Annotated in this window: 23 protein-coding genes; 11 read left to right on the forward strand and 12 right to left on the reverse strand. The window is 51.7% G+C overall.

The window, feature by feature from the left end; all coding sequences use genetic code 11:
• Window positions 1–76: 76 nt before the first annotated feature.
• Entirely contained in the window at window positions 77–742 is a 666-nt protein-coding gene (locus tag ACXAFI_RS01670; protein ID WP_475107428.1) for a replication protein P, read from the reverse strand.
• The gene (locus ACXAFI_RS01675) at window positions 654–1,985 is read right to left on the reverse strand and encodes a DnaT-like ssDNA-binding domain-containing protein (protein WP_475107429.1); all 1,332 of its coding nucleotides are present in this window, start codon (window positions 1,983–1,985) and stop codon (window positions 654–656) included. The genes ACXAFI_RS01670 and ACXAFI_RS01675 overlap by 89 nt, the downstream gene beginning before the upstream one ends.
• Window positions 1,986–2,201: 216 nt before the next feature.
• Between ACXAFI_RS01675 and ACXAFI_RS01680 the strand changes: the two genes are divergently transcribed.
• The 4 genes from ACXAFI_RS01680 (at window position 2,202) to gbpA (ending at window position 8,053) form a co-directional block, all read left to right on the forward strand.
• Window positions 2,202–4,445, forward strand: a complete 2,244-nt coding sequence (locus ACXAFI_RS01680; protein ID WP_475107430.1) for a heavy metal translocating P-type ATPase — start codon at window positions 2,202–2,204, stop codon at window positions 4,443–4,445.
• Window positions 4,445–4,813 (forward strand): cupredoxin domain-containing protein, encoded by a 369-nt coding sequence (locus ACXAFI_RS01685; protein WP_475107431.1) that lies wholly within the window; start codon window positions 4,445–4,447, stop codon window positions 4,811–4,813. The genes ACXAFI_RS01680 and ACXAFI_RS01685 overlap by 1 nt, the downstream gene beginning before the upstream one ends.
• 226 nt (window positions 4,814–5,039) lie before the next feature.
• Window positions 5,040–5,882 (forward strand): DUF417 family protein, encoded by an 843-nt coding sequence (locus tag ACXAFI_RS01690; protein WP_475107432.1) that lies wholly within the window; start codon window positions 5,040–5,042, stop codon window positions 5,880–5,882.
• Window positions 5,883–6,499: 617 nt separating this feature from the next.
• Window positions 6,500–8,053 (forward strand): N-acetylglucosamine-binding protein GbpA, encoded by a 1,554-nt coding sequence (gene gbpA / locus ACXAFI_RS01695; protein WP_475107433.1) that lies wholly within the window; start codon window positions 6,500–6,502, stop codon window positions 8,051–8,053.
• A 96-nt stretch (window positions 8,054–8,149) separates the two neighbouring features.
• On the opposite strand, the gene ACXAFI_RS01700 is transcribed toward gbpA, so the two are convergent.
• The 3 genes from ACXAFI_RS01700 to ACXAFI_RS01710 all read right to left on the reverse strand — a co-directional run bounded on the left by ACXAFI_RS01700 (window position 8,150) and on the right by ACXAFI_RS01710 (window position 9,972).
• Window positions 8,150–8,749: a macro domain-containing protein gene (locus ACXAFI_RS01700; protein WP_475107434.1), complete on the reverse strand. Its 600-nt coding sequence runs from the start codon at window positions 8,747–8,749 to the stop codon at window positions 8,150–8,152.
• A gap of 23 nt (window positions 8,750–8,772) precedes the next feature.
• A complete protein-coding gene (locus ACXAFI_RS01705) occupies window positions 8,773–9,219 on the reverse strand; it encodes an N-acetyltransferase (RefSeq protein WP_475107435.1) in 447 nt (148 codons plus the stop codon).
• Between the two features lie 141 nt (window positions 9,220–9,360).
• Window positions 9,361–9,972 (reverse strand): TetR/AcrR family transcriptional regulator, encoded by a 612-nt coding sequence (locus ACXAFI_RS01710; protein WP_475107436.1) that lies wholly within the window; start codon window positions 9,970–9,972, stop codon window positions 9,361–9,363.
• 177 nt (window positions 9,973–10,149) lie between these two features.
• On the opposite strand from ACXAFI_RS01710, the gene ACXAFI_RS01715 reads away from it, so the two are divergent.
• The 3 genes from ACXAFI_RS01715 to ACXAFI_RS01725 all read left to right on the forward strand — a co-directional run bounded on the left by ACXAFI_RS01715 (window position 10,150) and on the right by ACXAFI_RS01725 (window position 13,587).
• The gene (locus ACXAFI_RS01715) at window positions 10,150–11,187 is read left to right on the forward strand and encodes an MBL fold metallo-hydrolase (RefSeq protein WP_475107437.1); all 1,038 of its coding nucleotides are present in this window, start codon (window positions 10,150–10,152) and stop codon (window positions 11,185–11,187) included.
• A gap of 211 nt (window positions 11,188–11,398) precedes the next feature.
• Entirely contained in the window at window positions 11,399–12,193 is a 795-nt protein-coding gene (locus ACXAFI_RS01720) for an SDR family NAD(P)-dependent oxidoreductase (RefSeq protein ID WP_475107438.1), read from the forward strand.
• A 554-nt stretch (window positions 12,194–12,747) separates the two neighbouring features.
• Entirely contained in the window at window positions 12,748–13,587 is an 840-nt protein-coding gene (locus tag ACXAFI_RS01725) for an alpha/beta hydrolase (RefSeq protein WP_475107439.1), read from the forward strand.
• Between the two features lie 169 nt (window positions 13,588–13,756).
• Here the strand turns inward: ACXAFI_RS01725 and ACXAFI_RS01730 are convergent, their stop codons facing one another.
• From ACXAFI_RS01730 to ACXAFI_RS01760, 7 genes are all read right to left on the reverse strand, one after another.
• Window positions 13,757–14,602, reverse strand: coding sequence for a copper resistance protein B (locus ACXAFI_RS01730; RefSeq protein WP_475107440.1), 846 nt, complete (start codon window positions 14,600–14,602; stop codon window positions 13,757–13,759).
• A 358-nt stretch (window positions 14,603–14,960) separates the two neighbouring features.
• Complete coding sequence (locus ACXAFI_RS01735) at window positions 14,961–15,755, reverse strand: copper resistance protein B (RefSeq protein WP_475107441.1); 795 nt, start codon at window positions 15,753–15,755, stop codon at window positions 14,961–14,963.
• Window positions 15,752–17,500, reverse strand: a complete 1,749-nt coding sequence (locus tag ACXAFI_RS01740) for a copper resistance system multicopper oxidase (protein ID WP_475107442.1) — start codon at window positions 17,498–17,500, stop codon at window positions 15,752–15,754. Before ACXAFI_RS01740 ends, ACXAFI_RS01735 begins: the two co-directional genes overlap by 4 nt.
• A 9-nt stretch (window positions 17,501–17,509) precedes the next feature.
• A complete protein-coding gene (locus ACXAFI_RS01745) occupies window positions 17,510–18,001 on the reverse strand; it encodes a DUF411 domain-containing protein (RefSeq protein ID WP_475107443.1) in 492 nt (163 codons plus the stop codon).
• Window positions 18,002–18,116: 115 nt separating this feature from the next.
• Complete coding sequence (locus tag ACXAFI_RS01750; protein ID WP_475107444.1) at window positions 18,117–18,455, reverse strand: hypothetical protein; 339 nt, start codon at window positions 18,453–18,455, stop codon at window positions 18,117–18,119.
• Between the two features lie 189 nt (window positions 18,456–18,644).
• The gene (locus ACXAFI_RS01755) at window positions 18,645–19,442 is read right to left on the reverse strand and encodes an oxygen-binding di-iron domain-containing protein (RefSeq protein ID WP_444920104.1); all 798 of its coding nucleotides are present in this window, start codon (window positions 19,440–19,442) and stop codon (window positions 18,645–18,647) included.
• A 13-nt stretch (window positions 19,443–19,455) separates the two neighbouring features.
• Window positions 19,456–19,857: a pseudoazurin gene (locus tag ACXAFI_RS01760; protein WP_253868716.1), complete on the reverse strand. Its 402-nt coding sequence runs from the start codon at window positions 19,855–19,857 to the stop codon at window positions 19,456–19,458.
• A gap of 306 nt (window positions 19,858–20,163) precedes the next feature.
• Between ACXAFI_RS01760 and radA the strand changes: the two genes are divergently transcribed.
• From radA to ACXAFI_RS01780, 4 genes are read left to right on the forward strand one after another with little or no spacing between them, the layout of a single operon-like run.
• Window positions 20,164–21,567 (forward strand): DNA repair protein RadA, encoded by a 1,404-nt coding sequence (gene radA / locus ACXAFI_RS01765; protein WP_475107445.1) that lies wholly within the window; start codon window positions 20,164–20,166, stop codon window positions 21,565–21,567.
• Window positions 21,568–21,572: 5 nt separating this feature from the next.
• The gene (locus ACXAFI_RS01770) at window positions 21,573–22,406 is read left to right on the forward strand and encodes an ABC transporter substrate-binding protein (protein ID WP_475107446.1); all 834 of its coding nucleotides are present in this window, start codon (window positions 21,573–21,575) and stop codon (window positions 22,404–22,406) included.
• On the forward strand, window positions 22,390–23,385 hold the full coding sequence (locus ACXAFI_RS01775) for a FecCD family ABC transporter permease (RefSeq protein ID WP_444920102.1): 996 nt from the start codon (window positions 22,390–22,392) through the stop codon (window positions 23,383–23,385). Before ACXAFI_RS01770 ends, ACXAFI_RS01775 begins: the two co-directional genes overlap by 17 nt.
• Entirely contained in the window at window positions 23,382–24,176 is a 795-nt protein-coding gene (locus ACXAFI_RS01780) for an ABC transporter ATP-binding protein (protein ID WP_475107447.1), read from the forward strand. Before ACXAFI_RS01775 ends, ACXAFI_RS01780 begins: the two co-directional genes overlap by 4 nt.
• Window positions 24,177–24,184: the final 8 nt, after the last annotated feature.

Consider the following 24,184-nt stretch of genomic DNA (forward strand, 5'->3'; position numbering starts at 1 on the left):
TGGGAGTATGTGGGGAAATAGGAGTGTTGGAGGGGGGGGACGCTAAGGGCATTCCCTAGCGCCGGACGAAGAAGATTTAAATACCTAACTCAGCCCTCAAGGCTGCCATTTTTTGCGCATTCTCTTCTTTGGAAAGCGGGGTGCCGGGGTTTTCTTCTAGCTTTAATTGTTCCGGGGCGCTGAGTTTTTCTCCTTCCAGTACGCGCGCACAAAGTTTGCGGTAGTGCTCTGCAAATACTGGGTAGGCGATGGATTCTGGGTTGTTGGCGAGAAAATACCAGTTGGATTCACGCCCGGCGTGGTAAACCGCTGGGTGGCTCCATTTGTGGTTGGTTTTGGGGCTGGGGGCATTACAGGCTTCGCGGTAGGCGGCGCGGGCCTCTGGAAGGCCGTTTTCGCCGGCGGCGCAGAGCTGCAGCATCTTGTGTACTGTGGGCAGGTATTCGCTCTGCAGTATCGCGCGCTTTGCGCCCTGCATAATATCCTGCGCTTCAAAAGCGGCCAGCGCTTCAAGCCACAGGCGTTTTGCGTGGTGTAGGGTTTCGGTATCCGGAAAGGCGGCACTGAACTGGTTGTGGTAATTCAGTTTAAACAACGCGAATACTTCGTTAATCGCGCGTTTTTTTTCGTTCAGCTGTTCCTGATTTTGCGCATTACCAGTTTGTGTCTGTGAGTATGTCGCCGATTGAGCGGTCGCGGGTGCGTTGGTTTGCGTTGTTGTGGGCGTCTTGTGGATTGCCATAAGAGTTTCCTATTGCCAATTTGTTGCGCTCTGCCCATTGGTGGCGAGCGTGACGCACAAATACGGCGTCCCAGCTTTTGCGCGCGGCGTTTTGGCCGCGCCAGTAAATAATAAATTCCGGTACCAGTGACAGGGCGAAGTCGCGGTCTATCTCGCACTGGTTCACCAGGTGGCTCAGGCAGTCGCCGCCGGGCTGCCAGTTGCGCGCTATGGGTTTGGCTACCGGGTTTTTCTCAATACCCTGGCAGTAGTAGGCCCATTCCTCGCGGGCGTATTCAATAAACAGTTCGCCCCAACGCGCGCTGTGGCCACCGCGCTCTGTCCATTTATAAATAAATTCCGGCAGCAGTTCGGCGGCAAAGCGCGGGTTGATAGCCAGGCGCTGCAGCTGCTCCCAGGTGTGTTCGCTGGGTTGCCAGTCGCGGGTCATGGCGGTGGGTTTGCGCTTTTCAATAAATGGGGTTTCCTGCTTTTCCCAGTCTTCCATGATCCAGTCATTGAATTCCAGGTCCCAGGAAATGGATTGCTTGCCGCTGGAGCGGTGGTAGTCCAGAAAGCGCTGCAGGCCTCGGCTGACAAAGGTACTGGGTACCCCCTCGTCGGCCAGTTTGCGCAGGGTGTCGTTGTTCGGCTGCCAGTTATCCGGCAGGGCCTGCTTGCGCTGGGCGGTAGCGCGAAAGGCCTCCCACTTACTCTTTACCTGGCGCAGGAACAGGGAACCGAAGGAGTGACGCGGCTCGGCCCGTTCGCGCCAGTAGGTGACAAACTCCGGTAGTTGCTCCCGCACAAAGTGTTCCGGGATGCCCAGCTGGCTGATGCGCGCCATGGTTTCGGCATCCGGCTGCCAGCTGGGGGCAATGGTGTTAGCGCTGCGGCTGGTTGGCGCCGGAGCGCGGCTCGATTCCGGTGGTTGAGCCTGGGCCGTTGGGCGGCGATGTTCACTGGGCAGGGTGAACTTGAGGACCTCACTGCTACCGAAAGGAGCCGCTCCGAGCATCAGGGCACCCTGATTGCGCAGGCTGGTGGCTACCCGCTGGATATCTGCCGCCTGCCAGAAGGGCAACAGTAGATAGAGCTGCTCGCCGGTGGCGGTAAACCAGTCCCGCCCGGCGTAGGGTTCCGCGGGCAGGAAAGGTGTCAGGTCGCCCAGGGCGGTGAGCAATACCGCTTCCTCCAGGCCAACAGTCGAGGCCAGAGTCGGGGAGATACTCAGGGGTCTTTCGGGGAGCAGGGGGTGTTTCATGGCGCGATAATAACATTCCGGCGTAGGGCTTGCGCGGCCTTTACAGTGGCTCTTTATTACGTGCTTTTGCCAGAGCAGGGTGCACCAGTCCAGCCGCTAAGCTAGATATTGGCGGCCCGGGAATAGGGCAGGGAAAATTGTGGCTGTAACCCGTTGCCTTACCCCAGGGGTAAGGTTGTAATTTTGTCGCCAGAAACGGTATTGCGGGAGAGCATTATGTCGAAAGAGCAGCAATCAGCGCAGACACTATTCCGCCTCAGTGGCGTGAGCTGTGCCGGCTGTGTGAATAAGATTGAGAGCGCTGTACAGGGGGTTGCGGGGGTGGAGGATGCCCGCGTAAACCTGGCCGATAAAACCCTTAAGGTGCAGGGCGCGGCGGCGGCGCAGGCCTGTATCGAGGCTGTGCGTCAGGCGGGTTATGACGCCGAGGTGGCCAAGAGTAGCGAGCGCCAGCGACGTGAAGAGCAGCGCGCCCAGGAAGAGCGCCACTATCACCAGCTGCTGTTGCGCTCGGCTATCGCCCTGGGTGTGGGCCTGCCGCTGATGGCCTGGGGCCTGACCACTGACAAGATGTCCGTCAACAGTTTCGCCGACCAGCTGGCATGGGGCGCCATGGGGCTTATTACCCTCGCGATTTTGGTGTTCTGTGGTGGTCAATTCTTCAGTGGGGCCTGGAAGGCGTTGCGCCACCACAGCGCTACTATGGATACCCTGGTGGCCCTGGGTACCGGCACGGCCTGGCTTTTCTCCATGTTGGTGGTGCTGGTGCCCCATTTGCTGCCGGAATCCGCGCGCCATGTGTACTTCGAGGCCAGCGCCATGATTATTGGCCTGATCAGCCTGGGGCAGGCGTTGGAAGTGCGCGCCCGTGGGCGCACCAGTGCAGCGGTGGAGAAACTGCTGGAACTGCAGGATACCTCGGCGCGGGTTTTGCGCGATGGCAAAGAAGTGGACCTACCGATCGAGCAAGTTCAGGCCGGCGACAAGTTGCGCGTGCGCCCCGGTGAAAAGATCCCGGTGGATGGGATAGTGCTGGAGGGCGGCAGCCTGGTGGATGAATCCATGCTCACCGGCGAGCCGGTGCCGGTGAAGAAGGGTGAGGGAGACAATCTGGCTGCCGGCACCCTGAATAAGAACGGCAGCCTGTTATTCCGTGCGGAAAAAGTGGGGGCGGATACCCGCCTGGCGCAGATTATCGAGATGGTCAAAAACGCCCAGGGCTCGCGTGTGCCCATTGCACGCTTGGCGGACAAAATCTCGGCCATTTTTGTGCCGGTGGTAATGATTATCGCTGTGGTGGCGGCACTGGTCTGGTTCAACCTGGGTCCGGACCCTCGCGCCGCCCATATGCTGGTGGTGCTCACCTCGGTGCTGATTATCGCCTGTCCCTGCGCCCTGGGGCTGGCCACGCCTATGTCGGTGATGGTGGGCGTGGGCAAGGGGGCGGAATACGGTGTACTGGTGCGCAACGGCAAGGCGTTGCAACAGTCCTGCAATCTGGATGTGCTGGTTGTGGATAAGACCGGCACGCTTACGGAGGGCTCACCGCGTCTCACCGATATCGAAAGCGAAGGCGATAGCGATGAATTACTGCGTTTATTGGCGAGCCTGGAGCAGGGCTCGGAGCATCCGTTGGCTGAAGCGGTTGTGACTGCAGCCCATGAGAAGAAGCTCGATCTACAAAAGCCCACTGATTTCGAAGCCATTACCGCACATGGGGTGATGGGAGTTATTTCCGGTAAAAAGGTACTGTTGGGCAACAGTAAGTTAATGCAGCGGGAAAATATTCCCCTGGGTGACTGGCAGGCCCGCGCCAACAATCTGGCAGAACAGGGCCGTACAGTGATGTACGGCGCGGTGGATGGCGTGCTGCAGGGAATTATCGCCGTGGCCGATCCCATTCGTGACGATGCCGCAGCGGCCATCGCTCGTTTACGTAAATTGGGCCTGCGTTTGGAGATGCTAACCGGTGATAACCAAGCCAGTGCCGAGGCTGTCGCCCACCAGCTGAAAATCGATAAAGTGCATGCGGAACTATTGCCGGAAGATAAAGAGCGCATAGTGGCGGAATTGCAAAAAGGCGGTGCGCGCGTGGGCATGGTGGGGGATGGTATCAACGATGCCCCGGCACTGGCCCGTGCCGATGTGGGCTTTGCTATCGGCGCCGGTACCGATGTCGCCATCGAAAGTGCGGATGTCACCTTGATGCGTTCCTCCCTACATGGAGTAGCCAACGCGGTGGAATTATCGCGGGCCACTCTCGGCAATATTAAACAGAACCTTTTTGGAGCCTTTATTTACAACACTTTAGGTATACCCATCGCCGCAGGGGTGCTATATCCGCTCACCGGCATGTTGCTGAGCCCGATTGTGGCCGGCGCCGCTATGGCACTTTCCTCACTGACCGTGGTGAGCAATGCCAACCGCCTGCGCTTTTTTAAGCCTTCGGAGGTGCACTAATGAATGCGATCCTGGTAAATACCATCGGAGTGCTGCTGATTATTGCCATCATCTGGTGGTTCTGGCTGGGCCCAAGGCGCGGAGTGGCAAAGACAGTGGCGGCCAGTGAACAATTAAAAATTCTGGTCAAAGATGGCGTCTATGAGCCGGATCATATTCGCCTGCCTTCGGGTCATGCCGCCACCCTGCATTTTTTGCGGGAAGATCCCAGCCCCTGTTCCGAATGGGTGATTTTCCCGGATCTCGAAATCAGTGCTGAACTAGCGCTCAATAAAGAAACCACGGTAGAAATCCCCGCGGCCAAACCGGGGACATACCCCTTTAGTTGCCAGATGCAAATGTACCGTGGGACGCTTACTGTGGAATAAAGTGAACGCGACCAGCAGAGGCCAGTCTATTTTCAGTTAATAAGTTAATTAAGGTGTAATTTTTTACAGCCAGGACCGACAACGTTAATAGGCCTTCAGGCACTTTCACAGCTAACCCGACCTAGAATACTTGTTGGGTCATTTGGGCGTAGGGAAGTGCTGTAAGAAGGGTGAGAGGGGAAGCCACTAGATTTTCCGCAAGTGCTATTTACGATTTGGTCCTTAAATGATGAATACCTTTTTACAAAAAACTTCTAGTGCCCTACTGGGCCTTTCATTTGCATTGATTGCTGCCGCTTTGTTTCTTGGTCAGAGTGGGGGCTTGGCCTCCATTTTCGGATTTTATGGTGTGGATAGTGAGGCAGGCTTGAACACCGTAAGAATTGTTGTAGCGCTAGTTTTTGCGGCAGCTGCTGTGCTAGCCCTGTTGTCGCTGTTAAAACAACAATATATTCGCCCTCTGGCACTACTGATTATATTTATATCTTTGGTCCCATTACTGAGCCTCCTCGGAAGTGCACATTGGATCGATAGCCTCGGTGGATTTCCCGCTATTGGCTCCGGGCAGGGCGTGATCAAGTACTTTGCCCTCACAGCGATTGGCTTGACACTGTTGAGCCGCAATGCCTACCAGTCACAGCACTATATCTGGCTGAACTATTTACCGGTGGGGTTGGTCTTGCTGTGGATTGGCGGGATGAAATTCACTGCAATAGAAGCTCAGGGCATTGAGAGCCTGGTGCGTAGTTCACCCTTGATGGCATGGCTCTATCATTTCTTCAATATACAACAGGCCTCCAATCTGATTGGCATCTATGACTTGGCCGCCCTGATCATTCTGGCTATAGGCATTGTCATGCAGACTCTGTTTTGGCCGGGAGTGCTGCTCTGTGGAGCGGTCTTTGTGACAACTCAGACCTTTCTATTCAGCTATCCCGGAAGCTGGCAGAGCCCCGGAATTTTGGCCTCAAGTGGCATATTTATCATTAAAGACCTTTGGTTTATCGCCAACCTACTAATAATGATTGATATCCGAAAGCGACAAAACCGCCCAGCTACAGGTGTGTGACAGGTTTGTGCCAAGTCTGTGCTGCTATGGCGTAATCATTAGCCTGTTTGGGTTTTGGGGAGGAAAACAGTTCCTATGCAATTGGGCTTTGGAGTGTTATTTCCTTTTGGTATCCCCTTAATGGGTCTAGGCAACACAGGGATGTGTTGCCATATGACTGCTTAGTGGAGATAAGGTGTTTACTGGCCTTCTATCCTTAATTGTTTTTTTAGTGCAGGTTCTAATTTTTGGTCATATATTCAGTAAAAAACTTTTTGGATTTTTAGGTGGTTGCTTCCCGTTGTTTATCTGCCTAGAACTCTCTATGTGTTTGTAGTCGATTTATACTTTCTCTCCTCCAGACAAGAAGTCTAAATAGAAATTCCCAAAAATTTTCTGATATTTTCTCTTGCTAAGAGCAAATTGTATTTTGGTGACAATATCTTAATTTGTTAGCGCAATAGCGAAAATTCTCGGAACCGTATTTATAGAGCGTAGTCCATTAACCTGACAATAACGCCTTACAAGTATTTTTTAAATAAAGCGATGTTTACTTGGTCGGGCAAAATAAGGAAGTGAATCAACCCAGGAAGGAAATCGCACATGCATAAATAATGGCAGTTCATATGACTTTACGAATGAAAAAAGCAGTTTCTTCACTGAATAAACCTGCATTAAATAAAACGCTATTGGCGATGATTTTGGCTGGCGTCAGTTCAAATGTAATGAGCCATGGCTATGTCGAAGAATTAGACGGTGGTGTTGCCTCTGCGCGGGGAACCCTATGTAAATATGCCCAATCCACTACTGGAGAAAAGAATGTTAACTGTGGCTCTGTTCAGTGGGAACCACAGAGTATTGAAGGACCCGAAGGGTTTCCGGAGAGTGGTCCCGCTGATGGACAAATTGCTAGTGGTGGCAATAGCTCCTGGTCCACACTCAATGAACAAACTTCCGATCGTTGGATAAAAAATCCTATCAGTGCCGGTACGCAAACATTTAAATGGCACTTTACTGCGAATCATGTTACCCGCGACTGGAAATACTATATTACAAAGGCGGATTGGAATCCAAACCAACCACTAACTCGCGATTCTTTCGATCTCAACCCGTTCTGTGAAGTTGATGGAAACTTCCAGCAACCTCCCTACGATGTTTATCACGAGTGTGTTGTTCCTGAGCGAGAAGGTTACCAAGTTATTTTGGCGGTATGGGATGTTGGTGACACTGTTAACGCTTTCTACAATGTGATTGATGTGGAGTTCAGTGGAAATAACGGTAATGATGACAACAACTCTAACTGGAGCCAGGGCGGAACTATTATCCCCACTCAAGACTTGAGTGTGGGTGACAAAGTTTACACTCGTGTGTTTGGCAATGGCGGTGAGAATGAAGCCTATTCCACCGTATTGGATATCACCTCTGCTGATCAGGGTATGGCCACCAACTGGACACACGATCTGGCTGAGAAAATTAATCAGGAACAAACCTTGATCCGTGCCGGTGAGTACGATGGGCAAGATAGCTTCAACCCCACCTACGGTTCCAATCCGATCTACTTGCAAAATGATAGCGGCCTGGAACGTGTTGAAATCAGTTATGAAATCAATACCCAAATCCCTGACTATGAGCTAAATATATCCGGCCTGGAGAATGAATATACGATTACTGGCGATCAAACAGCTCTGGATCTTTCGCTAACAGCAGTTGGTGACATCAGAGCTGAATTAAAAGTTGTTAATCACGATCAGGAGACACTGGCCAACTATGCCAGCAATATGCGAGATGGTGAAAGTGTTAATACCACACTTGCTCTGTCCAAATCTGAAGCTGGACATCACATGTTAGTGGTAGTTGTAAAAGACCTTGATAGTAATCTGATTGAACAAAACACTTTAAACTTCTATCTGGTCGGTGGTGATGACAGTGGAGACGACGATCACAACTCAGGTGATGATGGTCAAAACAACGGAGATGACGGCCAGACTATAGATGAAGATGACTATGATTATGTTTTCCCTCGTGGCCTAAGAGGCTATACCTCAGGCACTAAAGTTTTGGCTCGGGATGGAAATATTTATCAATGTAAGCCCTTCCCTAACTCTGGCTACTGTGTACAGTGGAGCAGAAGTGCAAACCAGTATGAACCTGGCAGAGGTAGCCACTGGCAGATGGCTTGGGAAAAATTATAAATTCAACTAACCAAATAAGGCCCCACTAGGGGCCTTTTTGTATTTTACGCTGCGCTTTTTTTCTGTTGAAATATTCCAATTGGGCATAGGCCCTATTTAGTATGTGATTTGCAGTTTTCTGTGGGTTTCATGAATTTCTTTAAAGCTAGGGATTCTAGGAGGCTTGGATAAGTAATTATAGGCCGCTCGCATATGGCCAGCACAACGCCTTGCCGGTAAGTTTCCAATGCCAGTGCCCAAGCCTGGGCAAACTATTGAGTTTATCTTCTGTGTGGGAGTTGATTCATTAAATAGTCGCACTGAGTTTAAAATGGCCCTAAAAGCATGATAGGCATTCATAGTATTTGCTATATCTTCAGGAATACGCATTGTGGGGGCGGAAATCAGGTAGGGCCACCTGGAATTTGAGGTCGGAATCACTATTGCTGACCCAATGGGTAGCTCACCATGAAAATCAGATTTAATTCGTTCTTGTAACTGATCTTCCACCTCAAATCCTAGTTCATTCCTAATCGGCAGGTCGAGGCCCCCATCCATAATGCCAAAACTGTTTGCTGGGCTGACCATTGCATCGGCAGGTTTTGAGAAATAGTCACCCTCAATAATTTTAAAAATCTCGATATCACCAAAAACCTGGCGCCAGGCTTCAACCAACTCTTTTGATTTGTCGATCAAATAGATCTTAGCGGGGAGCATTGTTTCCTACTTATAGTTATATTTTAGGGAGATGGACGAGTGTTTTTTATATTTGTGCTCATCAAGCACTCAATATGTCCTGTATGGTTATCTAATTGCTCTTTCAGTAGGTGAAAGCCTTGAGATAGGTAAAACTGATAACTGCTAACATTCTCTTTGTAAACCGTTAGATTTAACGGGCTTCTCTGTGATTTTGCGTGTTCTAAAAGCTGTTTCCCAATACCTTGGCCTTGAAATTCTGGATCTACAAAGAGCGCGGCTAAAGTATTGTCAACTAGAGAATAAAAGCCAGTTATTTTTGACTGTATTTCATAGATATAGGTTTCTGAGTTTGGTATATAGATATTGCGCATATTATCTATTTGAGAATCCCAGAAGTCAGCTGCGATAAAATTATGCGCCTTAACGGAGGCGTTTAGCCAAATATTTAGTATGGTCTCTATGTCGTTTGGGGTGTAGCTTCTAATCATTGTCAGTATATATCCTGAGCCATTAAGCCAAGGCTTAATAGCCTAAAGGAACATTGATACGATATTGACATGCCTGATTCACTTTTGCAGTTGAGTTTCCTAAGGAATCCTGATTGCTATTTAGAGCTGCCAATCAAGGTATTAAACCTGATAATGACTTAAAAACATCCCCGCAGTACGCTCCGCCAGTGCGACTTGTTCGGTTGAGCTAGGCGGGCCGGAAAGTTGTAACATCTGTGGCCAAAAACAGCTTCCCTTAATTAAGTTGTGTATCTGCCCGCTGGCGATTTCTGGGTCCAGTGGCTTCAGCCGGCCATCGGCTACGGCAGCTTTAATCCAGCGCTGTACACCGGTTTCATGGGCTTTGTATTTTTCCATTTCCTGACGCAGGGCTTCCGGTTGGTGGAAGAAGTAGTCGAAGGCCATGCGATTTAGTTCAATATACTGCGGGTTGCAGATGGTTTTAATTTCCAGCTCCAATAGTGTGAGAAGCTGTGCATGCAGGTCCCTGCCGGGGTTGTAATCACAGCCGGGAGACTGGGTTGCCTGCTGCCAGAGCTCGCCAATCAAAAACATCACCAGCGCTTCTTTACTGGCAAAGTGGTTATATACCGTGCGCTTGGACACTTGGGCTCGGGCTGCCAGTTCATCCATGCTGGTCCCCTGAACGCCGAGTTCCTGAAAGGCCTGTTTAGCGGCATCAATAATAGCCTGGCGCTTTAGTTCGCTTCTAGTCGACTTCTTTCCACTCATGTGACTCTCGGTATCTCTGTTTGCACCAGGAGATCTGCCTGGCGGGGAATTACACTTTTCGATTAATTTTACACTAGTTGGTTTACTTCTGCCTCTTCCGCAATTAAACTGCACTGTATAGTTTACTTGGTAGCATCTATGAAGAAGCGCTGGTGGTTATTACTAGGAGTGATAGTTATGTCCGTTGGTTTGTTTAATAGCTGTGCTACACAGCCGCAAAAGTTTCAAAACACGGAGATCGACTATAAAGCGGGGCTGGGTAAGATGGTCGACATCATTGCTGCCTATGCTCGTGCTGAGAGGGCGGCACCGGTACCAAGAGCACCTCTTCCCCTACAGTCGATCACAAAGGAAGTACTCACAAGCAATGAGGGTCAGCCCACGATCTATCGCCTGGGGCACTCATCCGTTTTGATCAATCTTGATGGAGAGTATGTACTTACTGACCCGGTGTTCAGCGAAAGGGCTTCACCAGTACAGTGGATGGGGCCGAAACGTTTCCACCCGCTACCTTCGTCTCTGCAGGATCTGCCGGCGTTAAAAGCCGTAGTAATCAGTCATGATCACCACGATCACCTGGATAAAACCAGCGTGCGCACACTGGATAAGAAAGTTGAACGCTTTGTTGTCCCTACAGGGGTAGGCGATTACTTACGGGAGTGGGGAGTCGCTTCAAGCAAGATTATCGAGCTGGCCTGGTGGCAGTCCTTTTCACTAGGCAGTCTGCAATTGACGGCCACTCCGGCGCAACACTTTTCCGGGCGCGGCCTTATTGATAGGGATAGAACCTTGTGGGCCAGCTGGGTAATTACAGGACGCGAGGCACGAATCTTCTTTAGCGGTGATAGTGGCTATTTCGGTGGCTTTCGGGAAATCGGTGAGCGCTTCGGCCCCTTTGATCTGACCCTGATAGAAACCGGTGCTTACAACGATCTGTGGAGTGAAGTCCATATGTTACCGGAGGAGAGTGTGCAGGCTCATTTAGATCTGCGTGGCCGTGCCATGGTTCCTATCCACAACAGTACTTTTGATCTTGCCCTGCACGACTGGTTTGAACCTCTAGAGCGCGCGTTAATGGCCGCAGAAGCTCATGGGGCAACAGTTCTTTCACCTGTTATCGGTGCTCCGGTGAATGTGCGTACGCCCGCCCCAACACAGGCCTGGTGGAGGAAGTTTACTGTAGAAGGGCAGGTTGAGCTGGCTACTCAACCATAAAACCGGTCTTGCCAACTCAGTTGAGTTTCTTTCGAGAGGGAAATGCAGATGGATAAACAATTTATATTGATAACCGGAGCTTCGTAGGATATGGGCAAGGGCTCTGCCTGAGGACTGGCTTTAAAGGATTTTGTCTGCACACCTGCCCGATGTCGGGATCGAGTGGCCGACCTAAATAAATAGGATTTGAGTTATATTGGGATAGTAGTAAATGAAATCAAAGACTGTATTAGTTACGGGAGCTTCTTCGGGAATCGGCGAAGCATTTGCGTATGAATGTGCTAAAAGAGGTGCAAACCTAATTTTGGTTGCTCGATCTGAAGACTCCTTATCGAATATCGCAACAAAAATTAATGAATTATACCCGGTAGATACAAGCTTTATTCCTATGGATTTAAGTGTGGAAGGATCTGCGCAAAAGCTCTTTGATAAAACTAAAGAGATGGGTTTTGAAGTTGACATTCTCATTAATAACGCAGGTTTTGGCAAGTGGGGAAGCTTTGAAAGCTTCACCCTTGAAACCTATAGGGATATGTTGCAGCTCAATATTAATACCCTTACAGAGCTGTGTTACTTATATCTACCAGAGATGAGGCTCAAAAAAACAGGAGGTATCATTAATGTTGCCTCTGGAGCAGCCCTGATGCCGGTACCTTATGCTGGCGTCTACTCTGCATCCAAAAGTTACGTACTGAATTTTTCGGAAGCTCTGCACAATGAACTACAAGGAACCGGTGTAACAGTAACCTGCCTTTGCCCCGGTGGAACCAAGACAAATTTTGCCGAGGTGGCGAATAATCAAGTCATGGTGGATGAAAGTATCTACGAAACTGCCGAGTCTGTCGCTCAAGTAGGGTTAGAAGGATTCTTGTCTCAAAAAAGTTATGTATTGTCAGGTAAGCAAAAGTGGGCACTGGTTTTACTTTCTCGGCTATTGAGTCGAGCGCAACTACTGCGTCTATCGGGGAAAGTATTTAAGCGTATTATAAGTAATGAAAAGACATAAATTTTCACTATTTTACTAAAGCTGGACTGTCCACTTGGACCCTGCTGTGGGCCATATTGATAATCTGGGAGGAATATATCCCTGCTGACTCTGGAGGAGCAGAATACTGGTATGCCGTTGAGTGGTATTTTTACGCTTAAGTTGGTAAAGGTTGTCTAAATATCCAGGGTTAAAATGATCTATCAGTATTTTGTTGCGGTTGATAACAGTCACTTTGGAAGTTGGATTTAGGCTATTTAGGGGTCGAGCCTGTCGTTATATTCAACGAATAGGGTAAAGATTAGAATGGATTCTGGGTAAGTTGTCTTAAAAGGTAGGGCTCTGTCTTTTTTTGCAAGATTACAGGATTTTGTGTTGGTTTGGCTTTGCTTAAAGCTATGAAAGGCTACTCTCGTGGAGATTTTCATTTTTAAATAAATACGGTTCTTTGCTTATTTTTTTGCTTGGCTATTAATTTTCGTGTCTTAGTTGACATTATGGATTGCGCCGAATTAAAAATTGGGGTGTCGCTAATTGCATTGGTGATAGTAATTTTATTTAGCTAGGGAAAGTTTATGCGAATATTGTTGTCAACGATTTTTTTTGTGCTTGTCGTTTCTGTGGGATCTGTGTCTGCAGGAACTGCCGAGCCAGTCTCTTTTACTCGTGGCGAAATATTGTCTTTTTATTACCAGTCAGACCTCTTGGCGCGTCAGTACCAAGTTGATGTGCTGTTGCCTAAAGAGTACGATCCCGAGAACGATACCGTTCAATATCCAGTTGTTTATATGGTGGATGGTTATCTCGATTTTCCAATGATGGCTCCAAATTTCTTCAAGCAGAGTGCAACAGGAAAGATTCCGGCTTTTATTTTTGTCGGTATCGATTATGTTAATGATAGTTTGGGGAAGTTGCGGCGTCTCGATTTGACGCCAACTGCTGTGGAGATGGATGGGGAAATTCAGGGGGGTGGTGCGAATCAGTTTCTTGAGTTTATCAACGAAGAGTTAAAGCCCTTTATTAACAATACTTTCCCTGCTGACCAACAGGATCAGACCTTTATGGGGCATTCTTTAGGGGGATTGTTTGCTCTTCATACTTTGTTTACTCAGCCAGATAGCTTTCATCGTTACATCATAGCAAGCCCTAGTGTCTGGTGGGATGATAAAGTGATTCTTGCCAAGGAACGACATTATGCGGAATATAATGCAGATATGAATAAGCATATATTCATGTTTGTCGGTAAGGAAGAGGGGTTTATGGTGAAGGACATGAAACAACTTGTGCGCAGGTTGGAGTCGCGCAATTATCCTAGCCTTAAATTGTCGAAAAAGGTATTTAAGGGGGAGAATCACCTAACGGTTCCAGCGGTGGGTTACAATATCGGGATTAGGGAAATATTTAAAGAAGATTAACGCTTTAGCTGCTTGGTTGACCTCTTTTGTACCTCTGCGAATTATTCTTGCCATCCTGTTTGATGTTGGGCACATAAAGATTTAAGGTTCATAGGATGAAAATGGTAAACTTCAGAGGTGCCGCTATTTTAATAGTACCAATGTTAGCTAAGGGGCAATGATCTTTGGATTATAACCAAGCTCGAAATCCCAGAACCCACACGGTGTCGTATACTTTTTCTCCCTCTTCGCGTTCAAAGTCTGCAGTTTTTCCGATATTGCGATATTGATGTATGCCAATATAAGGAGAGAATTTCGGATGAAGTTCATAGCGTAAACGTATACCAATTTCTATTTCAGATAGACCAGATCCTCCGTCTGCGCTTCTGTCATTTTGCCCAAAAAAATCAAATTCTGCACGGGGCGCTAAACTGAATTTTTCTGAGAGTTTAAATGTATAAACCCCTTCTATACGAAGGGCAGTGCTGCCGCTTCTACCAAGGAAAAATACCGCGTCCATCTCAAATGAGTAGGGGGTCTCGCCAATAATACCAATTGCAAACCAATTGCGGCTGGTATTCTCCAGGTAAAAATCATGACGAATTCCTGCGAGAATATTCCAATTAGCAGAAACTGAGTGGCTGTAAATGCCCCATAGTTCATTCTCCTCTGTCTCTCCGTTGGAGCGTTCGTAGTCTACTTCTGCGGATAGCTTGCTTTTGTCTGTACCATAGCTGATGTCCCCCTCAATGGTGGCTCCGTTATTACCTTGTAGCTCAAATTGATCAAGGCTGAGCTTGGCGATAGGTTTGTCTTCTATGAGGGTTGCATCATTATTATTAACTCCAGATGTGGAGTGATACTGAAGGCCATGATGTAAATCCTCCTGGGATTGTCCTTCTATAGCCAGCATCCCGATAAGTAGGGAAAACGTCATCGCTGGAGCTATCGATACTTTACGCAGAAGAATTTTACTGGCCTCTCGTCTGGATTCCCGCTTATCCCATATTGGCTTGGTAAAACCTATGATGTTCAATGAATAGAAATCTTTCTGTAGAGATAGTGAGTGTATGTTGAGTAGAACTATAGGGTTTATATAAGACACCTTTTGCCTTTTTTAGACCCTTTTTCTCTGATGTAATAATTTCATACGTTTATGAGAGGCTGTCTCTGTATTACGCCATTTTATCAAGCTTAGAGTTTGTTTTTGTAAGTAATATATTCCAGTATAAATACTTTGTCTTTCTGACCTTTCAATTTCGATAAAGTCCCTCTGTTCATAAATTCTATGAAAAAGTATGAATTACAACTGTAAGCCAAGTAAATCCTGGTTTCCTGCTGCATCTACTTGGCGGTTAGTCAGTTATAAACAGAACGTTTTATAGCGTAGGGGGCTAAAACCAGACGCGAAAACCAATCACCCACACGGTGCTATAGACCTTTTCCCCTTCTTCGCGGGCAAAATCTGCGGCATTGCCTACGACTCGTTCATGGTGAACGCCAATATAGGGGGAGAATTTTGGGTGAATTTTATAGAGTAGCCGCAAGCCTGTTTCTATTTGAGACAAACCACTGCCACTGCCAGCGATTTCATCATTTTGGCCAAAGAAATTCAGCTCCAGCCGCGGAACAAGGCTCACTTTTTCTGCGAGCTTTGCATCATATTCCCCTTCCAAGCGAAAAGCTGTACTGCCGTTCCTTGCCAGAAATAGCACTGCATCCATTTCTAATGAATAAGGGGTTTCTCCAGCCAGCCCAATCGCCAGCCAATTGCGGCTGGTCGTTTCCCGCTGCAGGTCGTGTCGGTAGCCGGCGAGGAAATTCCAATCTTTCGAAATGGATCGGCTGTAGACCAGCCATCGCTCATTTTTCTCTGTTTCTCCTCCTCCCCGCTCAAAGTCCACTTCCAGCACTACTTTATTGACGTCATCTCCATAACTGATATCACCTTCGATTGCCGCGCCGTTCATGCCGCGTCGTTCGAATTGGTCAAGGCTGAGTTTGGCTACCGGCTTGTCCCCTTCCTCGACCATACCATGGTCCTCTCCAGCGACTGAGCCTTCTGAGCGGGATTGGAAGCTGTGATGCTGGTCTTGCTGATTTTGCGCTTTAGCTGCTTGAACACCCAGTTGCATGCACAGGGTAACAACGATTATCACTGTCGCTTTGGTATGGGGAGTGCGCTTCATACCACGCGCACCTCCCGGAAAATACCGTACGTGCGATAAAGCATTTGGCAGTGTAATGCCCAGCGCCCCCGGTTATCGGCATTTACCAGATAACTGATCTTGGCACCGGGCTGCACCATTACCGTGTGCTTGCGGGGCAGATACTCCCCGTCACCAGTTTCCAGCTCACTCCATAAACCGTGCAGGTGCATGGGCTGGGTGAGTAGGGTGTCGTTCACCAGAGTGATGCGCAGACGCTCGCCATAAGCCAATAATATTGGTGTGGCGTTTTTATATTTAACACCGTCAATGGACCATAGGTAACGAGCTGGATTACCGGTGAGATGTAGTTGTAGTTCTCGCTGCGGTTGGCGCCGATCTAATGATGGTGTGAGACTGCGAAGGTCCCTGTAGGTTAGGATGCGGCGGTTGTGGCGTTGCTGATGTTCACGCAGTCCAACACCGGGGTCATCCACTCCATTTTGGGGCGCGCGCGCGCGTAGGGCTACGCCATGGCCTTTTTCTGTTGGCTGGTGGACGATGGGGCTATTGCTCCCCAGGCCGGCGGGGGCCAGTTTGGCATTTTGCTCTTCTGCAGTAAGCTGTCTATCAGCAGCCCTAGCACCACCGGCACGAATGAATCCCATATCGCGTTTATCGAGTATTGGGATTGGGTCCATGGGGGGAACTTCGGCAGAGAGATTCTGAGCGGGCGTTAAGGTACCGCGAGCGTAACCGCCGCGATCGATCGCCTGGGCAAAAAGGGTGTAGGCTCTGCTCCCACTGGGCCTAACTACCACATCGTAGGTTTCCCCAGTACCTAGGCGGAATTCATCCACTCTCACCGGCTGAATATGCTGGCCGTCAGCACTCACCACGGTCATATCCAGATCGGGAATGCGTAGGTCGAAGATTGTCATGGCAGAGGCGTTGATAAAACGCAGCCGAACTATCTCACCGGGGGCAAAAAGGGCAGTCCAATTGTCTTCCGGAGTTTGTCCATTGATCAGGTAGCTGTAGGTGTAGCCTGTGACATCAGACACATCTCGATCAGACATGCCTGTGAAGTTCCATGGGTGTCGTTCACGCCAGGTTTTCTCTATGCCTTTCGCGCGCACATCATGCCAGAGATCTGTGGTGGTGCGGTGGCGGTGCCGATTGTAATAGTGGCCATCTTTCTTCAGGTTTGAATAAATCCGCTGGGGAGATTCATCGCTCCAATCGGAGAGCAACACTAAATAGTCCCGGTCATAGGTCACCGGGTCCCCCCCAGCTGGATCGATGACGATAGCTCCGTAGAGTCCCTGCTGCCTCTGGAAGCCGGAGTGACTGTGATACCAGTAAGTTCCGCTTTGTTTGACTTTAAAACGGTATCGAAAATTTTCTCCTGGCCTAATACCGGAGAAATTGAGCCCTGGTACACCATTCATCGGGTTGGGTACCCTGATGCCATACCAGTGGATCGAAGTGTTTTTATCTAACTGATTGAGGACGTTGAGAGTGACTGTTTGCCCCTCGCGCCAGTGCAGGATTGGGCCGGGAATAGAGCCGTTAACTGAAATTGCGTTGCGAGGTTGCCCGGTCAGGTTAACTGCCCTTTGGTCTACCTGCAGGGAGAAATTCTCGCCAGTTAAAGTCGTGGGAGGGGGGACTCGCGCCCTGGCGGGGTTAGGGAAGCCGGGCAGGCCCAGCAGGGCCATGCCGGCGCCGATTCCGGTTACAAAGGTGCGGCGCGAAACCGAGCCGCACCGCGGAGGTTTTGTCATCGACAGTCCTCAGAACTGTTCTCCGGCCGCGTTGATTTCTGCATAAACCACACTGCTGCCGTCCTTGTTTAACTGCATTACCTGGTAGGGGGTAAAGCGATCGCCCATCTCCATGCCAGGGCTTCCGAGAGGCATACCGGGTACGGCTAGCCCCAAAGCGCCTTTGGGTGGATTCTGCAAAAATTGCTGAATCAGCTTGGCTGGCACATGCCCTTCGAAAACATAGCCTTCCTTGGACACACTGGTGTGGCAAGACTGGTAGCGGGGTTCGATTCCGTGCTGTTTTTTGACGCCGTTGAGGTCATCGACATCCTTTGCCACTACTTCGAAGCCGCTGCTGCGAGCGTGGTCCACCCAAACTTTGCAGCAACCACAGGTAGCGGATTTATAGGTAGTCAGGTGCTGCGCCTGAGATTCTTTGGGCTCGGTGGGTTCGGCGCAGGCACTGAGGGCTAATGTGGTAACAAGTGCGGCAATCGCGATTAAAAAAGATCGGTACATGGAATTACTCCTGTCATTCATATCAACTGGTCCACCACATCGCCAGCGCAGCATAGGTGCAGCTAGTGGTGGGCAAAAAAGATTTATTGGCGAAATTTACTGCTGGAGCCGAGGCTCAGATGGCAATAGGAGGCCGCAGGGCGCTTTCTGTGTCGGGGGAAGGTTTAAATATTGAGTAAGTAGTTGCCAGGGAAATTGGCCGCGAAAAATTCGGGATATTGGCGGAGATTAGGGCGAGGCTATTGCTCAATCCCGGGCAGCAACCGCATTCGATACCACAGTCGCCGCGGTGTTCACTGTGGCAATCATCGGCTTGATCCGCTTCGCAGTGGCCCTGTTCGCTGCTCTGCAAGCTCAGCATATTTGCAGGTTCCGCACAGGGCACGGCCGATGCCAGGCCGGCAAAGGCCAGCAGCAGTATCAGCAATAAGGTGCGAAGGTAGGCGGTGTACATAAAGTAGGCCTGGAGCAGTGTGTCGGTCAGTGTATGTGTGGGCAGCAGGGGGCGCAAGCACCGCGAGAGGTTGGAGGAGGGCGATGGAGAGCGTCCCGCTCTCCGTTGGTTTTACGCCGGTGTTGATTCGGAGCCTACAGGGTTATCGTTTCTAAAAACTGCCCTTTAGACAGGCCTTTAGGGTTTTCTCTAGGGTTTCCTCAGCGGCAAGTGATAGTCCTGATGTCGCAGCAGATCGGGTCCACACTCCAACCGCTCCAACCAGCTCAGGAAGCCTTCCTTAACTTCCTCAGAGGCAAAATAACCGCCGTGCTGGGGCACAATCATGGCCGGGTTCAGTTCTCGCACCATTTTCACCCACAGGCGACAGGCCCAGTTGCCCCCCATATAGCGCTGATGGAAACCTTCCATGGATGGAATATGGGAACCGAAGTCGTTGACTTCGCCCTCTTCACCACCGAGAGAAGCGCCCACGTCACCGGAAAACAGAATACGGCTTACCGGGTCGTAGAAACTGAAATTGCCGCAGGAGTGCATAAAGTGTGCGGGCAGGGCCCAGATTTCGCTGTCGGCAAAAGGCAGCACCGCGCCCTTGTCACTGATGGGTATAATACGGTCCTGCCAACGTTCACTACCGGCGCGCGAGGCGACAAAGCCGGAGACCAGGTGGGGTAGGAAGCGCGACCACAGTTTGGATACCGCCACCTTGCAGCGCGAGTGCAGCATCCAGCGCGGCAGTGAGGCAATGATGTCCGGGTCCTGGTGCGAGGCCAGGATATACTCCAGATCGTTCAGGTTCAGGTGGCGGCTGAGTTCGATGGTTAGGGGGGTGTAGGTGAGATCACCACCGGGATCAATCAGCGCACCCTGGGTGCCGCGGCGAATCACAAACTGGTTGGCCTGCACTCCATCGCTGCCATTCTGTTCTTTAACCAGATCGCAGAAACGCGCAACCAGGTGAGGGCCTTGCTCAAATAAAATGTCCACGCCGCGGCCCCTCTTATTTAATTAGGTCAAGGTACTGGCTGAGGCGCTCCTTGTTGACGGCGATACGTTCACTCATTCCTTGAGCGTGTTTCTTGGCATCTTCCAGATTGCCAGCCTGGCCTACCTGAATGACACCGACCATGCCCAAGGGCAGGTGCGGATCGCACTGGTACAGGTAAACGCCTTCCTTATTCAAGGTCACGCTGACTTTCTCGCCCATGCTGCCATTCCAGCTGTCGCCATCGGCCGGGGAGAGTACTGAGCGGCTGTTGTGAGCCATATCGGTGGGCAGGAAGGTGACAGTATCGCCCACTGCAACGTTCAGGAACGCGGGTTCGAAAGTCATCATGCCGTCCTTGCCCTGGTTCAGCATCTTAACTTCGTGATCTGCAGCCAGGGCGGACGTCGAGGCCATGACGAGTGCGAGAAGCGCACCGCGAAGAGAAATAGACGACATATTTACTTCCTGTTTTGAGTAGTCAGTGATGTTGTAGTGACTCTGCCCCTAGAAGGAGGCGAGACGCGCCGGATAGTAGCCCGGTGAAAATACGGAGAATTGATCTAGATCAATCGCGCAGACCCCGAAGAAAGTGGGAAAAAGTGCCAATACACCACTTGGGTAAAGGAGAGTCATATCTGTCTGTTAAGCGCTGCCCGTTGAAGGGAGATAAGGGGTAAACTGTGCGCCAATTTGACTGGGTGACGCTTTGGGGGAATAACCTTGGCTGCTAAACGCAAAACTGCCTATGTATGCAATGAATGTGGCGCTGACTACACCAAGTGGGCGGGGCAGTGCAGTGCTTGCGGTGCCTGGAACAGTCTCTCTGAAGTGCGTTTGGGGCCGGAGCACAAAGACAGCCGAGCGGCCAATTTCACCGATGCCCAGAGTGGCTATGCCGGTGCCGCCGGTGCCGCCGGTGCTGGCAAGGTGCAGAAGCTCTCGGAAATCGACCTGAGCGAGCTGCCACGCATTCCCACTTCCGCCTCGGAACTCGACCGGGTGCTGGGGGGCGGCCTGGTGCCGGGCTCAGTGGTGTTGATCGGCGGTCATCCTGGGGCCGGTAAATCCACGGTATTGCTACAGACTCTGTGCCACCTGGCTACTACCATGCCAGCGCTGTATATCACCGGTGAGGAATCCCTGCAGCAGGTGGCTATGCGCGCCAAACGCCTGGGCCTGCCCACCGATTCCCTGCAGCTCCTCAGTGAAACCGATGTGGAGCGCATCTGCCTGGCGGCCAAAGAGGTGAATCCACGCGTGATGGTGGTGGACTCTATCCAGGTGATGCATATGAGCGATGTGCAGTCCGCTCCGGGCTCGGTGGCCCAGGTGCGTGAGAGTGCTGCTTACCTGACCCGCTTTGCCAAGCAGACTGGTACTGCGCTGATTTTGGTGGGCCATGTCACCAAAGACGGCAGTTTGGCCGGCCCCAAGGTGTTGGAACATATTATTGACTGCTCCATTCTGCTCGAAGGTACTCACGACTCCCGCTTCCGCACCCTGCGCGCCCATAAAAACCGCTTTGGTGCGGTGAATGAGCTGGGGGTGTTTGCCATGACCGAGCAGGGCCTGAAAGAAGTTTCCAATCCCTCCGCTATTTTCCTGCAACGCGCTGAAGAGATCGCCGCGGGATCGGTGGTGACTTCCGTGTGGGAGGGCACCCGGCCGCTGCTGGTCGAACTGCAGGCTCTAGTGGATGACAGCAGCCTCGGTAATCCGCGCCGGGTGGCGGTGGGCCTCGACCAGAACCGCCTGAATATGCTGCTGGCGGTGCTGCACCGCCATGGCGGCGTCTTGGTCGGCGATCAGGATGTGTTTATCAATGTGGTGGGCGGCGTCAAGGTAATGGAAACCAGTGCCGACCTGACCCTTTTACTGGCGGTTGTTTCCAGCTTCCGCAATCGGGTCTTGCCGCGGGATCTGGTGGTATTCGGTGAGGTGGGACTTTCCGGTGAGATCCGCCCGGTGCCCTCGGGCCAGGAACGCCTGCGCGAAGCCGCCAAGCACGGTTTCCGCAAGGCGATAGTGCCCGCCGCCAACCGCCTGAAAAACGATATCGAGGGTATGGAAATGCACTCAGTGAAAACCCTGGCGGAAGCCCTCTCCGTGATCGACATGAGTTGAGCCGGATGAGTGCCCGCACACCCAGGCGCAACCTTATCTGCTGGCAATTATTACTCGGTGCAGTGTTCATTCTGGCCGCGAAAGTTCAGGCCTATGAGCGCATTGCTTCGTTGAACCTGTGTCTGGACCAAGTACTGCTGAACTGGGCACAACCTGCGGATATTGCCTCTCTGACCTGGCTGTCCGCCGCCGAACAGTATCGCTCCCTGCCGATTCCCGAACACGTTCAGCTCAATCGCGCCCGCGCCGAGGAGCTGCTGCCATTAAAGCCAGATCTGGTGCTTGCCGGGCAGTACGGTGCCCAGCGTGCGGCGGAGCGGCTGCAGTCTCTGGGGGTGAATGTGGTAACTATTCCCGATGCCTACAGCCTGGAGCAGTTACAACAACAACTCGGTGCTTTAGAAGCCGTACTGGGCCCGCTCCCACCGCTGCAACAGCAAAAACGCGCGCTGGCGCAACTACTCGATCAGCCCGTCGCAAAACAGCGCGCCAGCGCGGTGATTCTCTCCGCCAATAACATCACTTACGGCAGCGGCATGCTGGAGCATCAGCTGCTGCAGCGCGCCGGTTTTGACAATCTCGCCAGCGCTCAGGGGCTGGCTCGTATCAGTCTGGAAGAAGTGATCGCCCTGCAGCCGGATTTGTTGGTGTTCTATGGTAGCGAACAGCATTTCGCTCTGGCTTATCTGGCCGCTCGCCACCCGGTGTTACAGCGCTATATCGATAGCGGTCGCACCTATACCCTGCCGAAACAACTGAGCCTGTGCCCGGTACTTGCGATGGTGAATACGTTGCAGCAGCTGATGGAAAAGAGGGAAGCCCTTGTTCAAGCACAATAAAAACGCGGTTTTTCTATTGCTGGCGGCCCTGCCGCTGGCCCTGCTCGGGGCATTGGGCAGCGGCCCGGTTTCGGTGGATCTTTCCAGTGCGCTGGCTGAGGGCTGGAGTGGCCAGAGTAGCGATGCGGTGATCCTGTGGCAGTTGCGGCTGCCCCGCGCTCTGTTGGCGATATTGGTGGGCGCTGCCCTGGGAATGGGCGGCGCGGCCATGCAGGGGATGTTGCGCAATCCCCTGGCGGAGCCGGCCCTGCTCGGTGTTTCCAGCGGTGCGGCTTTGGCGGCGGTACTGTTTCTCTATTATGGCGCCGCCTGGAAATCCGGTTGGCTGCTGCAAGCTCTGGCTATCGGTGGTGCCTTTAGCGCGGCGGCGGCGGTGTGGCTGTTGGCGGGGCGGGGCGCCAGTGCCGGGCGGCTGGTGTTGGCGGGTGTGGCTATTAACGCTTTCCTATCGGCACTGATTGCGCTGGCGCTTAACTATGCGCCGAGCATGTTCGCCATGCAGGAAGTGGTGTTCTGGTTGATGGGCTCGCTGGCCAATCGCGGCTGGGATCAGCTGTTTTTGGCATTGCCCTTTTTGGCCGTGGGGGTGCTGTGCCTGTTTTTCACGCGCAATTATTTGCGCGCGCTGGCCTTGGGCGAAGACAGCGCAGCTTCCTTGGGTTTCCAGAGTCGTGCCTATCCCTTTCTTATTCTGCTGGGTATTGCCAGTGCCGTGGGTGGTGCTGTGGCAGTAGCTGGCACCATCGGTTTTGTCGGATTGGTGGTGCCGCACCTGGTACGCCCTCTGGTGCGCCAGGACCCCGCCCGCTTACTGTGGATCAGTGCTTTAGCTGGAGCGTTGCTGTTGCTGCTGGCAGATATCCTGGTGATTAATTTTGTTGGCGCGCAGGAGCTGCGCATTGGTGCGGTCACTGCCTTTATCGGTGCACCTTTTTTCTTCTGGTTAATTTTGACGGCGCGCAGGGGGCAGTGGTTGTGAGTATTGCGGGTGAGCAAACGATCGAGGCCGCTTGCATTGAGCTGGGGCTAGAGCGTGGGCGCAAGAGTGTCCTGCGTGGAATCCATTGTGCATTTAAGCCCTTTGAGCTAACCGCTGTGGTGGGGCCCAATGGGGCTGGTAAGAGCAGTCTGTTGCAGTGTCTGTCAGGAGTTCAAAATCCCAGTAGCGGGCGCGTAGAGTTAAATGGTCTGGCCTCTGGGCAGATGAAGGCGGCCCAGCGCGCGCGGCTGGGGGCTTTCCTGCCGCAGTCGGAAACTCCGGCCTGGTCTCTCAGTGCGGCGGATATGGTGGCGCTGGGATTACTACCTTGGGGGCGTCTGCCGGATCGCGAGCAGAGAATTCAACAGGCGTTGTTATTGGTGGATGCGCAGGAATTTGCCCAGCGCCCGGTCACTCAATTGTCCGGTGGCGAGCTGCGCCGTGTGCAATTGGCCCGCCTGTTAGTGGGGCGGGCGCCGTTGCTGATTGCCGATGAGCCCACCGCGGCGCTGGATATTCGTCATCAGCTTCAGCTGATGCAGAACTTCCGCAGTCTGGCCGACAGTGGCAAAACCGTGGTGTTGGCACTGCATGATCTCAGCCTGGCGGCACGATTTTGTGATCGGATTCTCTTGATGCTGGATGGTGAAATGCTGGCACAGGGAATACCGCAGGAGGTGCTGACCCCGGCGCTGATTGGCGAAGCTTACGGAGTGAGTTGCGAATTCCGCTGGCGCGATGGTATCGCCGATTTTGTGCCGCTGGATTTGTTGCGGAAATCCAGCGGCTAGAGTTATTC

The organism is Microbulbifer sp. ABH2_005, assembly GCF_056160005.1.

Excerpts from the sequence above, each read along its gene's own strand:
- ACXAFI_RS01770 (WP_475107446.1), top strand. The coding sequence starts at position 21,573 with ATGAGTGCCCGCACACCCAGGCGCAACCTTATCTGCTGGCAATTATTA.
- ACXAFI_RS01680 (WP_475107430.1), top strand. The coding sequence starts at position 2,202 with ATGTCGAAAGAGCAGCAATCAGCGCAGACACTATTCCGCCTCAGTGGC.
- ACXAFI_RS01745 (WP_475107443.1), bottom strand. The coding sequence starts at position 18,001 with ATGTACCGATCTTTTTTAATCGCGATTGCCGCACTTGTTACCACATTA.
- ACXAFI_RS01700 (WP_475107434.1), bottom strand. The coding sequence starts at position 8,749 with ATGCTCCCCGCTAAGATCTATTTGATCGACAAATCAAAAGAGTTGGTT.
- ACXAFI_RS01740 (WP_475107442.1), bottom strand. The coding sequence starts at position 17,500 with ATGACAAAACCTCCGCGGTGCGGCTCGGTTTCGCGCCGCACCTTTGTA.
- ACXAFI_RS01760 (WP_253868716.1), bottom strand. The coding sequence starts at position 19,857 with ATGGCCTCGACGTCCGCCCTGGCTGCAGATCACGAAGTTAAGATGCTG.
- ACXAFI_RS01690 (WP_475107432.1), top strand. The coding sequence starts at position 5,040 with ATGATGAATACCTTTTTACAAAAAACTTCTAGTGCCCTACTGGGCCTT.
- gbpA (WP_475107433.1), top strand. The coding sequence starts at position 6,500 with ATGAAAAAAGCAGTTTCTTCACTGAATAAACCTGCATTAAATAAAACG.
- ACXAFI_RS01685 (WP_475107431.1), top strand. The coding sequence starts at position 4,445 with ATGAATGCGATCCTGGTAAATACCATCGGAGTGCTGCTGATTATTGCC.
- ACXAFI_RS01725 (WP_475107439.1), top strand. The coding sequence starts at position 12,748 with ATGCGAATATTGTTGTCAACGATTTTTTTTGTGCTTGTCGTTTCTGTG.
- ACXAFI_RS01715 (WP_475107437.1), top strand. The coding sequence starts at position 10,150 with ATGTCCGTTGGTTTGTTTAATAGCTGTGCTACACAGCCGCAAAAGTTT.
- ACXAFI_RS01710 (WP_475107436.1), bottom strand. The coding sequence starts at position 9,972 with ATGAGTGGAAAGAAGTCGACTAGAAGCGAACTAAAGCGCCAGGCTATT.
- ACXAFI_RS01675 (WP_475107429.1), bottom strand. The coding sequence starts at position 1,985 with ATGAAACACCCCCTGCTCCCCGAAAGACCCCTGAGTATCTCCCCGACT.
- ACXAFI_RS01670 (WP_475107428.1), bottom strand. The coding sequence starts at position 742 with ATGGCAATCCACAAGACGCCCACAACAACGCAAACCAACGCACCCGCG.
- ACXAFI_RS01735 (WP_475107441.1), bottom strand. The coding sequence starts at position 15,755 with ATGAAGCGCACTCCCCATACCAAAGCGACAGTGATAATCGTTGTTACC.
- ACXAFI_RS01705 (WP_475107435.1), bottom strand. The coding sequence starts at position 9,219 with ATGATTAGAAGCTACACCCCAAACGACATAGAGACCATACTAAATATT.
- ACXAFI_RS01750 (WP_475107444.1), bottom strand. The coding sequence starts at position 18,455 with ATGTACACCGCCTACCTTCGCACCTTATTGCTGATACTGCTGCTGGCC.
- ACXAFI_RS01720 (WP_475107438.1), top strand. The coding sequence starts at position 11,399 with ATGAAATCAAAGACTGTATTAGTTACGGGAGCTTCTTCGGGAATCGGC.